We start from the raw sequence: 13,963 nt of genomic DNA, 5'->3' as shown, positions 1-13,963 counted from the left end.
AATAAAGTGGTCATGGATAACTGGAATGAACGACCGATAGCTTAGTTTAACGAAAAAAGCCGCAATTGTCAAAAAATGTTACATTTTGATTGTATTGCAAACCACTTTTAATGGGTTAACAACTCACTCATATGTTGCATCTGCGGGTTTGGTTTATTTTGTTGACAGGGATAATTCTTAGTAACGCCAAGCCAAGCGACTTGGGAGACTGTCATTTTATCCTTATCACTTTGCTGACTTGGTATATCTTTATAGGTTTGTACAATCAGTGTGTTTAACGTTGCTGCATCTAAATTAACATTCGCTGGCAGACAAAATAAGGGCTTGCCCTGGTTCTTTGCTAATTCATTGGATTGTATGAGCGTTTCAGCAATGCTTTCACAGGTAATAATTAACACATTACGAGCTGATCTTGCCCAGGCTTGAGATTGCTGATCCGCTTTCATTTCCATCTGGGGAATATTGTTAGAGATATTCATGTAATTATCGATCGTATCCGCTTGAGCGTAAAAGGAGAATAACCATATAACTGAGAATATTAAGGAGCGCATCATCGATTCCTAATCATCGTTCAAACAAAAAAGCAGCAAAACCTATGATAATCTCAAAACTAATCGCAGACCAGCTATAAAGAGATAAACCATCAGGCGAGCCATGTTAACCCGCTTTATTTATATAGCCATTTTTCAAATGTCGCAACAGCTCTTCCTGATTGACCGGTGTTTGGCTTAAGCCTAGGTATTTATCAGGTCGAATTAATATTGCAGTTGACTGCATAAGACCAAATTTTTTATGGATAGTTTGGTCAGTATCAATCCAAACTAAATGCGATTGAAAGGCATCTTTAGTTGGATTAAGAAGTACTAAATGAGTCTGGATTAAGCCTTGATATTGCTGCCCTATGCTAAGAGCCGTATCCAGCAAGGTTGATAATTGATTATTGCCTAAGCCCGAAAATAAAAATAAATGATGCTGAGTTCCTTGAGTAATTTGGTGAAATTGTTTTTTCTTCCCGTGGCTATCCCTCAAGGAAAAATTATCGATAAATTCACCGATTTTAAAACCAGTCTTTTTGCCCAAAATCTTAACGATAGGGCTGTCGGCATAACTAATATCCAACTCAGCCAGATCTTTAAGGATAATACGTCTTATGGGTTTGATAGAAATCACCGATTTTAAGAATTTATTGCGTAAGCCTATAAGGAAAGGATGAGATAACATGAGCATGCGTGTCATTGCTCCAGTTTTCTTTAAAACTTTTTTGGCGACAGGGCGACGTTCACTTTGATAGCTGTCCAATAGTTTTTCATGGGCAAAGCCTTTATGAACGAGCGCTAATTTCCATGCTAAATTATAGATATCTTGCAGGCCGGTATTCATGCCTTGTCCGCCCATAGGACTGTGTACATGGGCTGCGTCGCCAGCAAAAAAAACACGATCGTAGCGATATTTTTCGATTTGTCGATGATCGATGCCAAATGGGCTGATCCAAATGCCATCCGATAAAGTGGCTTTGTCAGTGCTACGCAAATTAAATAATTCTTTGATATCTTCCATGGTTGGTTGCTGATGAGTAATTTTTTCAGGGGCAGTCATGACCAAACGATATCGTTGCTCACCCATGGGAAAACAAGCCAGTGGCCCCTTATCACTCGCATAAACGATGATTTTATTTTCGGGTAAATCCCAGTCCATGTGGATATCGGCAAGCCAGAAGGTTTGTTGGTAGCTTGAGCCAACAAATTTTGCGTAGAGAAGTTGCCTGACAGTACTGTGTGAACCATCACAGGCTATTAACCAGCTCGCATTTATTTTTTCTTGACTGCCATCTGTCCGTTGTAAAGTTGCAATGACCTTATTGGCCGTTTGCTCAAGTTCGGTTAACTCTGTATTCCATTCAACTTCAAGTCCTTTGCTCAGAAGACCATTGTAGAAAATTCGCTCGGTTTTATTTTGAGGGAGATCAATGAGAAAATGACGGTTGTTTTCAAGATCTGCAAAACTTGCGTTGATTAGTTCTTTACCATGTGATTTTATCATCACCCCATCCACTTTAAGACCTTGAGTGAATATCTCATCGAGAAAACCGCAATCTTCAAGTAAGTCTAGGCTGCGAATATGAATACCCAGTGCTTTAGAGTGGCTAGTGATTTCGCTTTTTTTATCTATAATGCGACAACGCAAACCTTGGCGAAGTAATTCATTCGCACAGAATAAACCAACCGGACCAGCACCAACAACGAGTACATCTAATAAATTCTCAGACATAATGATTTCCCTAATTCATGGTGTTGAATAAATCCTTATTCAGAATAAGTCTAACTCGGTTTTGGTTTAAAACTGAAACAATTATTGCGAAAGAAGTGAAGCTAGCGGCAATAAAAATTTCAACGCCGCGTTGTTCAGCCGATTTGAGATATTCAAATAAAGCATTTGGAGTACGATGAGCAGAAAGAGCTCGTACTTAGTAGGGAATATTTAGGATATCCAGCGTGCGACTGGCTTCTCCATAATGGTCCGATCTGATTTTGAACCCATTAATATGGATGCTAATACATTTACCATAATAATCTCGCTAAGTGATGTCTATGTAATGTTAAGGTTGCTTCCTTTGGCATAAACCCCAGATGAAACTTTTTTAATAGCCGCAACTAAGGTTTTTCCTTCCAATTGTTGTACACGATCTCGCAAGGTTTCAGGCGTATCATGGCTCAAAACCGCAGTTTTCTTTTGTAAAATAATTGGACCTGAGTCAACTTCTTCGGTCACAAAATGCACAGTGCATCCGGTTTCAGTTTCCGCTGCTGCCAAAACGGCCTTGTGAACCTCTAAATTCATTAATCCCGCATGCGCAGGCAAGAGAGAGGGGTGAATATTAATGATTTTGTTTTGCCATTCCGCAACAAATTCTGCGGACAAAATTCGCATGTAGCCTATCAAAACAATAAGCTCAATTTTATGTTGTTTGAGGAGTTGGGATAAATGACGATCAAACGCTTCGCGGCTTAAACCCTGAGGATTTGCAAATAGGGATTTAATGCCCAAACCAGTTGCCCGCTCTAAAATCAGCGCATTAGATTTATTGCTTACAACGAGTTCTATTGAGGCTGCAAGCTCATGTTGGTTAATTGCTTCGACCAGCGCATTAAGAATTGTTCCGCGGGTAGAGCCCAGTACTGCTAAACGAATCATGAGGTGCGTATCCTCGCCATGTCGTCGATACGACGTTGGACTAATTGTTTGGTGCCAATATCTGCGCGATGAAACAAGGGGCCTTGTACTAAAGAAATTTCTTTTTCAGCGAGCGCTTCGGCTTCAAAGATATTGTCGGCAATCCCAACATAAGCGGCTGTGCGCGAACCTGTAGCCAAGAGTTCTTGATTCGTTTCATGGACTGAAGCGAGATATAAATGGTCTTGAGCCTCTACTTTTGAAAAGTCGATAGGAAAATCTTTTTTTGGTGAATCAGGGTAACCTTCTGGAACAGCGTATTTACAAACCGTTGCTTGGTTAGAAAAGCTAATTTCATGTTTAACTAAATTTCCCTCTACTAAGTCTTGGCAAAGCGCCAGAAAATCAGAGTCTAAAATAGATAAAACATTCAAGGCTTCCGGATCGCCAAAGCGAGCATTGAATTCAATTACGTAAATACCATTTTTAGTGGCAATAAAGCTGCCATATAAAATACCAAGGTATTTTTCGTTGCACTCTTTCATTAAGGCGTTAAAAACCGCATTGTTAATGGCTAATGCTTCTTCTACTTCAAGTACTTGGAGAAAAGGTAGGCGATGATTGGCATCTGAATAACTACCCATACCTCCGGTGTTCGGTCCTAAATCGCCGCTATAAGCTCGCTTATGATCTTGAACTAAAGGCATAGGAACTAATTTTTGTCCATCGGCAAAACACATGAAAGAAAATTCCTGGCCTATTAATTTTTCTTCAACGATAAAAGTTTGGTTTTTTGTAAGAATTTCTTCACAAAAAGCGATCGCGTCGACGAAGGAATGAAGATGTTCACCCGCGACTTTAACGCCTTTTCCTCCCATCAAACCATTTGCTTTGATGACATAATTACCATCACCCAATTCGTAAAGAAAAGATTCGAGCTTGTTGAGACTAGAAAATTTTTGATAGCGGGGGAGGCCTGCAATTTTATATTTCTGCATTAAATCACGAGCAAACTCTTTGGAGGTTTCGATTTGTGCCAATGATTTTTTAGGGCCGACAGTCGGTATGCCAGCTTGCCACAATTCGTCTACCAGACCTTTTTCAAGCGGCGCTTCCGGGCCAATAATAGCCAACTCAATACCCCAGGATTGAGCTTGGTCTAATACGGCTGCGCAATCAGTAATATCGCCTACTTGATATTGTTGAGTGAACTGTTTGATCCCTGGATTAATTGTTGTGCCATAGCAATACAAAGAAGGTTTCTGGGGAGAGCGAACAAGGGCTTTAATGATTGCATGTTCACGGGCACCAGAACCAATTACAAGAATTTTCATTCGGGGAAATCCTCTTCCTTTTCAGGGTTAGTAAGTCGAGTTGCTTCACGCTCTTTTTCTAATTGCTGCATTCTTGTTGAAGTTATTTTATTGCAAAAATAATCTCCGTCCATACAAGCCATACAGGGTTTTTTAATTTGTTCACCACGTCGGGTCACCGCTTCAATTAAATTGTCTTTTGATTGATACATTAACGCATCGACACCAAGGTATTTGGCAATTTCCTCTTCTGTTTTATTCGCTGCAATCAGTTCCTTACGCGAAGGGATATCAATGCCGCTAAAGCAGGGATTTTTCAACGCCGGAGAAGTGGAGGCAAAATAGATCTTCTTGGCGCCATATTCTCTTACCATTTTGACAATTTCGCGGGAAGTGGTGCCACGAACGATACTATCATCGACTATCATGACGATTTTATTTTTAATTTCAGTACGCTGAGGCGTTAATTTATAGCGGACGCTACGAATACGCGCCTTTTGGTTAGGCATAATAAAGGTTCGACCTATGAAGGGATTTTTATATAAGCCTTCAGAATATCTAACTCCTAATGCATGTGCAAATGAGAGAGCGGCGGTATTCGCAGTCGAAGGAGCGGGAATCACCACATCAGGAATGAGGTCTGGATGTTTTTTCTTCCACTGTTGCGCTAAGTTTTGTCCCATTCGTAAGCGAGCACGATATACGCTGACATTATTGAGCGTGGCATCAGGGCGGGCAAAGTAGACATATTCAAAAACGCAAGGTCTGAACTCGGCCGTTTGAATAATGCGGCGATGGAGTTTACCGGATAAATCCACATAAGCGACTTCACCGGGTTGAACATCTCCTTGAGGTGTAAAGCCTAAGGTATAAAAAGGAGTTGTCTCAGATGCAAAAATAGTATCGACGGTGCCATCCGTGTTTTCTCGTGTTCCCCACACGAGTGGGCGTATGCCATGGGGATCACGAAAAGCAACAAGCCCTTTGCCGATAATGACGGAGATGACAGAGTAGGCTCCCTCCAGGCGTTTAAAAATATGGCCAACCCCTTTACATAGCAAATCAAAGAATCTATCTTCGTTATCGTCAGGAGAAGCGTTCGATAATTGATCGGCGAGCATGACTAAAATGGCTTCTGAGTCTAGCGAAGAGTTGAGGTGGCGATACTGCTTTAAGCGAATTTCATCGGCTAATTCTGGATAGTTCGAGATATTACCGTTATGAGCAAGCGCAATACCGCGTGGACTGCCAATCCATAAAGGTTGCACATCGGATTCAGTGTAACCTCCAGCAGTGGGATAGCGCACATGGCCAATACCAATGTTTCCTTTGAGTGCTAAAACATTTTCTGGGGTAAAAATTTCGCGCACTAAGCCGAGACCATGTTTGGTATAGAATCGCTCATCGCAGGTCAGTATGCCTCCAGCATCTTGACCTCGATGCTGTAGGTGAATGAGACTCTCGTAGAGCTCGCAAGCCACTGGCTCTTGACTGTAAATACCAACTATCCCACACATATCTAACTTACCTTAAAAAATTTGCAATATTTCTCATAATCCGTTGCTCTACAGGTTCTTCATGGGCAGTAAAATTAAATTGCTTGCCTGTTATTTTTTCATAGAGCTGGATATAACGAGAGGATAATTCTTCAACTAATTCCTGCGGTGCTTGGGGCAGATTTTTATCGTTGTAGGGATCGGAATTTTTAGCAAACCATAGACGCAGAAATTCCTTATCGATATTTTCAGGTTCTAAACCTTCAGCAATACGCGCTTGGTAACTTTCTGCTAACCAATAACGAGTGGAATCAGGAGTATGAATTTCATCAACAATAATGATCTTGCCATTGGCATCACGGCCAAATTCATATTTGGTATCCACTAAAATGAAACCATGTTGTTCAGCTAGTTCAACACCACGTTGATATAATTTGAGAGCAAGAGCACTGGTTTCTAACCAATCATCCTCATTCATCCAACCTTCGGAGACAATCTCTGCGGGTGAAATAGGGCGATCGTGAATTTTTTCTTTGGTCGTCGGTGTTAAAACAGCTTGTTCGAGTTTTTGATTTTTCTTCAAGCCCTCGGGAAAAGAAATACCACAGTATTCGCGAACTCCATTTTGATATTGAGTCCATAAAGAGGTACTGGTTGTACCGCTGATATAACCTCTGACAACGAATTCAATCGGAAAAACGTTACATTTTTTAGCGATAACGGCATTGGGATCCGGAACCTCAATAATATGGTTCGGGATTAAATTGGCCGTTTGGTCAAACCACCAAGCGCTGATTAAATTAAGCACGGCGCCTTTGAAAGGAATAAGGGCTAAAGGTCGATCAAAAGCAGTAAGGCGGTCTGTCGTAATCAACAAAATATGCTCGCCCAAATCATAGGAGTCTCTTACCTTGCCGCGATATTGATTCCCAATTGGCAAGTTGGTTTGGTCGAGACAAAAAGGAAGCGCGTTTTTAATTTTTTCTCGATAATCAGAGTTTGTAGAGGTAGTGTTCGTGAGCATAAGGATTCCCAATAATATTTGTTAATAAAATACCGTCTATTAACACAGAGAGGTCAGTCTCCTCGGATTTAAATTGCCATACTACACCATGTTTAATTTGTTTGACCTGTTGCTGGATTGAATAATCTGTTTGCAGTGTTTGTAGCGTTTGCTGTCCCTTGAGATCTTCTTTCGCGCGCACTAAATAAGTTAGGGTTTCGTCAGAGCAGACCTCATCAAAGTTAACTTCGCGCTCTTTTCGATCAGAATATAAAAGACCCGATTTTTTGAGAAGTTCTAGGCTTTCTTGCGTGTCACAGTCAATTTCCCAATGTTCAAAGCGAGTGACTGTCACCGGAAAACCTAGGCGTCTCAGAGTTTTTTGTACCGTCAGCGCTTGATTATCAGTAATAATTAATTTAACTAGGCAGAGATGGCTGCTAGGAATTTTAGAAAAAAACTTGAGGCTCGGTTGATTTTTAGGCGCTTCTAATACTTGATTGACTTCTTTATGCTGTTCGATAATGTAATCACGCATAGACTGGAAAATAGGATCGCCATTCACAGTACGCTCAGGATGCGGCATCATCGCCATGACATTACCCGCTTGATTGCAAATGGCAGCGATATTGCCTGCGGAACCATTCGGATTAATCGGAAAATTATCAACAATCTCGCCTTCGGCATCACAATATTGAAAAAGGTTTAAGCCTTTGTCCTCAAGCTTTTTCAATAAAGCATCCGACATGAGAAAACGTCCCTCTGCATGGGCAATGGGGAGCTCAATGATATTTCGTGGAGAAAGATGTTTTGTGAAGGCATTATGCTGGTGCTGGGTGGCTAAACGCATATGTGTCCAGGCATTGTAAAAGCCTGTGCCTACTATTTTACCATCGACAATACGTTTATTTTCTGTGAGCGCCATACTTTCATGATTATGCTCAAGCCCTGGTACTAAACCGGATTCAACCAGTATTTGCGCACCATTACAAATCCCTAAAATAGGTTTACCCTGCCCACTTTGTACTTTTATTTCTTGGATAACTGGATCAAGGGCGGCGATAATTCCTGCGCGGGAACGATCTTCATAGGAAAAACCACCCACGATAATGTAGCCATCCAGACTTCGCAGTTTATCTAAGGATTCATTCCATAAAAATTCAATAGGCTCCATGCCTGCGCGTTTAACGGCTAATGCGGTTTCGCGTTCGCAATTTGAACCTGGAAATTGAATTAATCCGATGCGTTTCATAGTAATTTTACCTTTTGCTCACCTTGCTCACTATTGACTACTTGACCAATTTCGTAAAGCGGGAAAGCAGGAAATTGAGCTAAAACTTCACGAATAGGCGCTAGTGTTTCTGGGGACAAGAAAAGAACTAAGCCTGCACCCATGTTAAAAGTACGATACATTTGCTCATCGTCTAAATTACCCAACTTACGTAAAAGACTAAAAATCGGCAGTTCTGGAATTTGTTGTTTATGGATTTCCACGGCGCAATTTTTAGGTAAGATGCGAGGTATATTTTCTAATAAACCACCGCCTGTAATATGGGCCATGCCTTTAATAGGGATATTTTTTTCTAAAATACTTAAAACTGGATTGGTGTAGTTAAGATGAGGCGTTAACAGTTCTTCGCCGATGCTATGGGTGAAATCTTGAAATTGCGATTCGACGCGATATCCTGCAATGTCAAACAGTAGCTTTCTAGCTAGGGAATAGCCGTTGGTATGCAAGCCACTGGATGGGAAAGTGGCGACGATATCACCTTCGGCAATCGTTTTCCCTTCAATGGCTTTTGCTTTTTCCACCACACCGGTGACGATACCGACTAAATCAATTTCACCAGGAAGATAAGTGCCAGGCATCTCAGCAGTTTCACCGCCGACTAGAGAAATATTATTTTCTCTGCAAGCCGCGACCATACCTTTGATTATTTCTTCGACGATTTCAGGATTTAGTTTGTCATTAGCAATATAATCAAGCAGAGTAAGCGGTTTTGCTCCGAGGACAATAATGTCATTGGTTGTTGCGCTAACCAAATCCATGCCAATGGTGTCGAATTTCTGCATCATTTTCGCAACCATCATTTTCGTCCCGACCCCATCGATACTTTGTACTAGAACAGGGTGCTCATAATCGTTGACAACGCTTTTGAGATCGTACATCGCGCCAAAACTACCGATTCCGGTAAGTACTTGCGGTGAGAAAGTTGTTTCAACCGATTTTTTAATTCGACGAACCGCCTCGTTACCCGCTTCAACGTCTACGCCTGCCGCTTTGTAATCAATAGTTGCCATTAGATTAGCCTCTCCATTAAACCTTTTTCCCAAGCAATGCTTGCCGCACTGATGGGTAAATTGATGACGGAATTTAATACCAAAACAGGTTCTACAGTTGTTTCGCCGATTGTTTTAAAGGAAACAGAATACTTTTTAAGTAAGAGTTCGACTGCGCTGACTTGTTGTGGCGAAACCTCAAGGACAAATCCTCCGCTTTCGGAGAATAGTTTTTTGTCAGTAGGAAGCTCGCCAGGAATGCTGACATTAACGCCAATTTTATTTTTAAAACTCATCTCAGCTAGGGTAACTGCAATACCGCCTTCTGAAATATCATGAGCGGCTAAAATCAAACCGTCCTGAATAGCCAAATGGACGGCTGCTATCTCATTGGCAAAGCTAGCAAGATTAGGTTTAGGTAACTGGGAGCCAAGTTGGTTATGAAGCTGGTAATAAACGCTGCCGCCGCATTCATCTTTACGTTCGCCAATCATCAGTAACACGGAATTAGGCTGTTTTAAATCGTAGCGAATTGATTTTTCATAATCATTCATAGCTCCAACACAGCTAATAATCGGGCTTGGAGGAATAGCGCCTTGTAGTGATTCGTTATAAAGAGACACATTTCCTGAGATAATCGGTAAACTAATCTCAGCATTATCCAGCATTTTGACTGCTTTAGAGGCGTCCACTATACCCTGTACCGCATCAACAAATTCACCCATTTGCTCTGGGTTTTCAGGATTACCAAAACAGAGGCAATCTGTTAAGGCAAGCGGCCAAGCACCCACTGCCACAATGTTACGGACGGATTCAATGACTGCATTTACCGCACCCCAATAAGCATCGATCTTATTGTAACGAGGATTGTGATCAACTGATAAAGCAACGCCTGTTTTGCGAATTTCTTCAGGGTATTTATCTTCGTTAAAGGGCGCGATGACACCGGCATCGGCCCAACCGGGTTCGATGACTGAGCGACCTTGAACTTGTTTATCATAAGTTTCGTAAATAGGGGAGCGTGAAGCAATATTTTCATGGGCTAAGAGCTTAAGTAATAAGGCATTGTAATCATTGATAGCGAAAGTGGAGGGTTCGCTATATGATTGTTTTTTAGCACAATAAGGGCGGTTATAAAGGATACCTTGAGTAATGTCCCCTGCTTTGGCTGATACAATTTCTTTGCCTTTTGATCTGACCACATATAAGCCGTCATGTCTTAATTGACCAATGACTGTCGCTTGTGCGCCATCACAAATGTCTGGCAAGGCAAAGCGTTTATTATAATGGGTTAAAAACGGTTCCACTAAATATTGAGGAACGACCCACATAAACCGCTCTTGGGTTTCTGAGCATAAGATAACGGCAGGTAATAAGTTTTTCATGCTCGTAGGAACAAGATCAAGATTGATTTCGGCGCCATAACCGCCGGCTTCTGCTAATTCCACACTTGCACAGGCAACGCCACCTGCGCCTAAATCTTTAAAACCTACGCGATCGATTAAATTGTTCTCACGCAGCCATTCAAACATTGCATAATTGGCTTTCAGGATATGCCGCTGTAAAAAAGCATTGGGTTCTTGTACGGCACCTTTATTTTCTTCTTGTTCTTCTTCACTCAGTGTTGCTGAAGCAAAAGCAGCGCCACCGAAACCGCTATTATCGGTGGGTTTGCCCACTAAAATAAATTGATAATCTTTGGCATTGGCTGGAGCGTAAGAATGGATAATCTGGTCTTCTCTCACCACACCGAGAGTCACGACCGTGACTAGACAATTTTCATTGTAAGCCCCGTCATAATAAACATCGCCCGCTAAGTTAGGAATTCCTAATGGATTGGCATAACCTGCAATACCGCGGACAACGCCTTGCTGTATCCATTTTGTTTTAGGGCGATTGATATCACCGAACCTTAAACTATCAGCCACGGCAATGACTTCAGCACCCATACAGCAGACGTCACGAACATTCCCGCCCACACCGGTTGCAGCGCCTTCATAGGGAACGAGTTGCGAGGGATGATTGTGAGATTCATGGCTGACCACAATGCCATAGCGTCGATTTTGTTTATCGGTAGCAACGGCAACAATACCGGCATCTTCTTTAGGACCTAAGATGACGTGAGGGGCATTAGTAATGAAATGATTAAGGTGTTTGCGGCTACTTTTATAGGAACAATGCTCTGAACCCTGGATGGACCACAGCACGCATTCCGCGTAAGTGGGGGGGCGCTTTAATAAAGAATTTTGGATCGTCAGGGCTTCATCGACAGTAAGTCGAAAGTTGAATGTCTTGAGCAGGTTGGCAATCTCAGCTGAGGATAACTGAGAAAAATCAAAAAAATCCGGCGCTTCTTGCATGTCCAATACTAGCTTAGCAAAACGTGAAATATTATAGCCCTATTTCATAAAAAAATCAAATGACATTGTTTTTATTCACATTTTTTTTGCCGTTGGACAGTGAGGGCAGGGCAAATTTTCTACCTACGGTTCGCACCTAGCTCCTGCCGTTTATCCTGGGTTGTTGCGTATTTTAATCTTCCTGCCAATGTACTGCGGACAAGCGGTGGCAGGCAGGAGGATTATGAAAGAGCAGGATAATCCGTATACCCTTTCGCATCACCGCCATAAAACGTGGTTACATCCGCTTGATTCAAGGCTGTATTTTGTTTGAAACGCTCCACCAAATCTGGGTTTGCAATATAAGGTTTGCCAAAAGCCACTAAGTCAGCATAGCCGCTTTCAATTGCTTCAATAGCCATGTTGCGGGTGTAGCCATTATTGACCATCCAGGCTCCTTTGAATTCACGACGTAGGGCATGAAAATCGAAGCCTTTAAATTCTCGATCTCCTCCTGTTGCGCCTTCAATCACATGAATATAAGCAAGCTGTAATCGGTTCATTTCTCGAACCAGTGGGAAAAATATTGTGCTAGGCGAGCTGTCTAGCGCATCATTGACTGGAGTCACTGGTGAAAAACGAATTCCAGTACGAGCTGCGCCAATTTCGCCTATAACCGCTTCGACCACTTCCATTGCAAAACGTAGGCGGTTAGGTACCGAGCCGCCATAGCGGTCGTTGCGATGATTGGTACTATCACTCAGAAATTGCTGGATAAGGTAGCCATTCGCTGCATGAATTTCTACGCCATCAAACCCTGCAATCATCGCATTTTGGGTTGCAATACGATAATCATCGATAATGGTAGAAATTTCATGTAATTCGAGTGCTCGCGGCCTGCCTACTGCAACAAAATTACCCGTCTCGATAAAAGTGCGCTGTTGATTGGGGGTAATTGCTGAAGGGGCTACGGGTAGGCCCCCCTTCGGTTGCAAACTAGGATGCGAAATTCTGCCTACATGCCAGAGCTGAGCAAAAATAGTTCCTCCTTGTGCATGAACTGCTTCGGTGATACGTTTCCAACCGGCTATCTGTTCTTGAGAATAAATTCCTGGGGTCCAAGCATATCCTTTTCCCGTTGGTGAAATTTGTGTCGCTTCGGAAATAATAAGCCCGGCGCTAGCTCGCTGGGTGTAGTATTCAACATTCAGTTCTCGTGGTGCATCATTTTCATGGGTTGCGCGATTACGTGAGAGGGGCGCCATAACAATTCTATTTCTTAAATGAAGACCGGCTAGGTCAAATGGGCTAAATAAAATTTGAGAATCACGATTCATAAATAGTCCCTTTTACGTGAGTTTTGAAAATGATCGTTCAAAGTATAGACAATTACTCAACCGATTCTTCTACAGCTCGTATATTAGGGGGCGCCGCTTTTATTTTATGCGACTTCATTAATTTTAAAAAAGCAATGATTGCATTCAATTCTTCTTCCGATAGTAACTTTTTTGAGAAAGCAAACATTTTATCGTTTTTCATGAAACGTACCGACTGAGGGTTACGAATAAATTTTTTGACCTGCGCTTCTGAAAGATACTCTAAGACATTGCTAGGAAAATTGAGATCTGGGCCCAGCTCTAAGTTGCCAACCAAATTGATTGAATGGCAAACACCGCATTTATTAGCAAACTGCTCGAGCCCTTGCGCTTCTTGGCCTGAGCTGTTTGCAGGCAGTAAGCTTGAAAAGGGATTCTGATCAGTCGTGCTGATGTATTCGGGACCGAAAACCCAATCGGTCTGCGGGACTTTTTCGCCCTGCCAAATTAGATAAAAAGGGCCGACGGAGCGATGTAATTTAGCAAAAATAGGCCAAGGTTTATTCGGTTCTTCAATTGCGAGATAAGCAGTTGCTGCTCTGGTTTTGTCGCAAGGATAGATGCGGTGTAGGTTGAAATAAGAGACATATTTATCAAAAGCCTGAACTTTCAGGATAGCCCCCACTTTTTTATTGGCTATATTAAGCAAACTGCATAAAGGAATTGCTTTTAAATCAAAAGACTGGTTAGGGTAAGTCGGTAAGTGTGCTCCTTTAATGGTCACTAAGTGAGGATTGGCTAATAAGGCTTCTGGAGTATAGGACGTTTCTTGACCATCGATATTAATCGTTAATGAGTTTTGTGCAACACAAATTGAGCTCCATGCGAGCATTAAACTAAGAAAGAGGGTTGCTGGCTTCATGCGCTTCTCTGATTATCTATAACCTATTGAGAAATCTAACATAGCTGATAGTAAACGGCTATATTCTTTCAATGACTTGTGCAGCAAAACTGTAGCTTTTTTATTTAGTTAAGTTGTTGCGAC

Annotated in this window: 11 protein-coding genes; all 11 read right to left on the bottom strand. The window is 41.9% G+C overall.

Annotated elements, in window-relative coordinates; all coding sequences use genetic code 11:
• Nucleotides 1–107: 107 nt before the first annotated feature.
• On the bottom strand, nt 108–551 hold the full coding sequence (locus Lnau_RS09975; protein ID WP_058504999.1) for a hypothetical protein: 444 nt from the start codon (nt 549–551) through the stop codon (nt 108–110).
• A 106-nt stretch (nt 552–657) separates the two neighbouring features.
• A complete protein-coding gene (locus Lnau_RS09970; protein WP_058504998.1) occupies nt 658–2,268 on the bottom strand; it encodes an FAD-dependent monooxygenase in 1,611 nt (536 codons plus the stop codon).
• 318 nt (nt 2,269–2,586) lie between these two features.
• Nucleotides 2,587–3,192, bottom strand: a complete 606-nt coding sequence (gene purN / locus Lnau_RS09965) for a phosphoribosylglycinamide formyltransferase (protein WP_058504997.1) — start codon at nt 3,190–3,192, stop codon at nt 2,587–2,589.
• Nucleotides 3,189–4,505, bottom strand: a complete 1,317-nt coding sequence (gene purD, locus Lnau_RS09960; RefSeq protein WP_058504996.1) for a phosphoribosylamine--glycine ligase — start codon at nt 4,503–4,505, stop codon at nt 3,189–3,191. Before purD ends, purN begins: the two co-directional genes overlap by 4 nt.
• On the bottom strand, nt 4,502–6,001 hold the full coding sequence (gene purF / locus Lnau_RS09955; protein WP_058504995.1) for an amidophosphoribosyltransferase: 1,500 nt from the start codon (nt 5,999–6,001) through the stop codon (nt 4,502–4,504). The genes purD and purF overlap by 4 nt, the downstream gene beginning before the upstream one ends.
• Before the next feature lie 7 nt (nt 6,002–6,008).
• Nucleotides 6,009–7,004 (bottom strand): phosphoribosylaminoimidazolesuccinocarboxamide synthase, encoded by a 996-nt coding sequence (locus tag Lnau_RS09950; RefSeq protein ID WP_058504994.1) that lies wholly within the window; start codon nt 7,002–7,004, stop codon nt 6,009–6,011.
• The gene (purQ, locus tag Lnau_RS09945) at nt 6,973–8,235 is read right to left on the bottom strand and encodes a phosphoribosylformylglycinamidine synthase I (protein ID WP_058504993.1); all 1,263 of its coding nucleotides are present in this window, start codon (nt 8,233–8,235) and stop codon (nt 6,973–6,975) included. Before purQ ends, Lnau_RS09950 begins: the two co-directional genes overlap by 32 nt.
• Complete coding sequence (gene purM, locus Lnau_RS09940; RefSeq protein WP_058504992.1) at nt 8,232–9,284, bottom strand: phosphoribosylformylglycinamidine cyclo-ligase; 1,053 nt, start codon at nt 9,282–9,284, stop codon at nt 8,232–8,234. Before purM ends, purQ begins: the two co-directional genes overlap by 4 nt.
• Nucleotides 9,284–11,623 carry a phosphoribosylformylglycinamidine synthase subunit PurL gene (gene purL / locus Lnau_RS09935; protein ID WP_058504991.1) on the bottom strand — a complete coding sequence of 780 codons (2,340 nt, stop codon included), beginning with the start codon at nt 11,621–11,623 and terminating at the stop codon, nt 9,284–9,286. Before purL ends, purM begins: the two co-directional genes overlap by 1 nt.
• 221 nt (nt 11,624–11,844) lie before the next feature.
• The gene (locus Lnau_RS09930; RefSeq protein ID WP_058504990.1) at nt 11,845–12,939 is read right to left on the bottom strand and encodes an alkene reductase; all 1,095 of its coding nucleotides are present in this window, start codon (nt 12,937–12,939) and stop codon (nt 11,845–11,847) included.
• A 52-nt stretch (nt 12,940–12,991) separates the two neighbouring features.
• Nucleotides 12,992–13,840, bottom strand: a complete 849-nt coding sequence (locus Lnau_RS09925; RefSeq protein WP_058504989.1) for a c-type cytochrome — start codon at nt 13,838–13,840, stop codon at nt 12,992–12,994.
• Nucleotides 13,841–13,963 lie beyond the last annotated feature (123 nt).

This window comes from Legionella nautarum, assembly GCF_001467895.1.
GTDB lineage: Bacteria > Pseudomonadota > Gammaproteobacteria > Legionellales > Legionellaceae > Tatlockia > Tatlockia nautarum.
The sequence above is the reverse complement of the archived record's forward strand: the minus strand, read 5'-3'. Positions and strand labels throughout refer to the sequence as shown.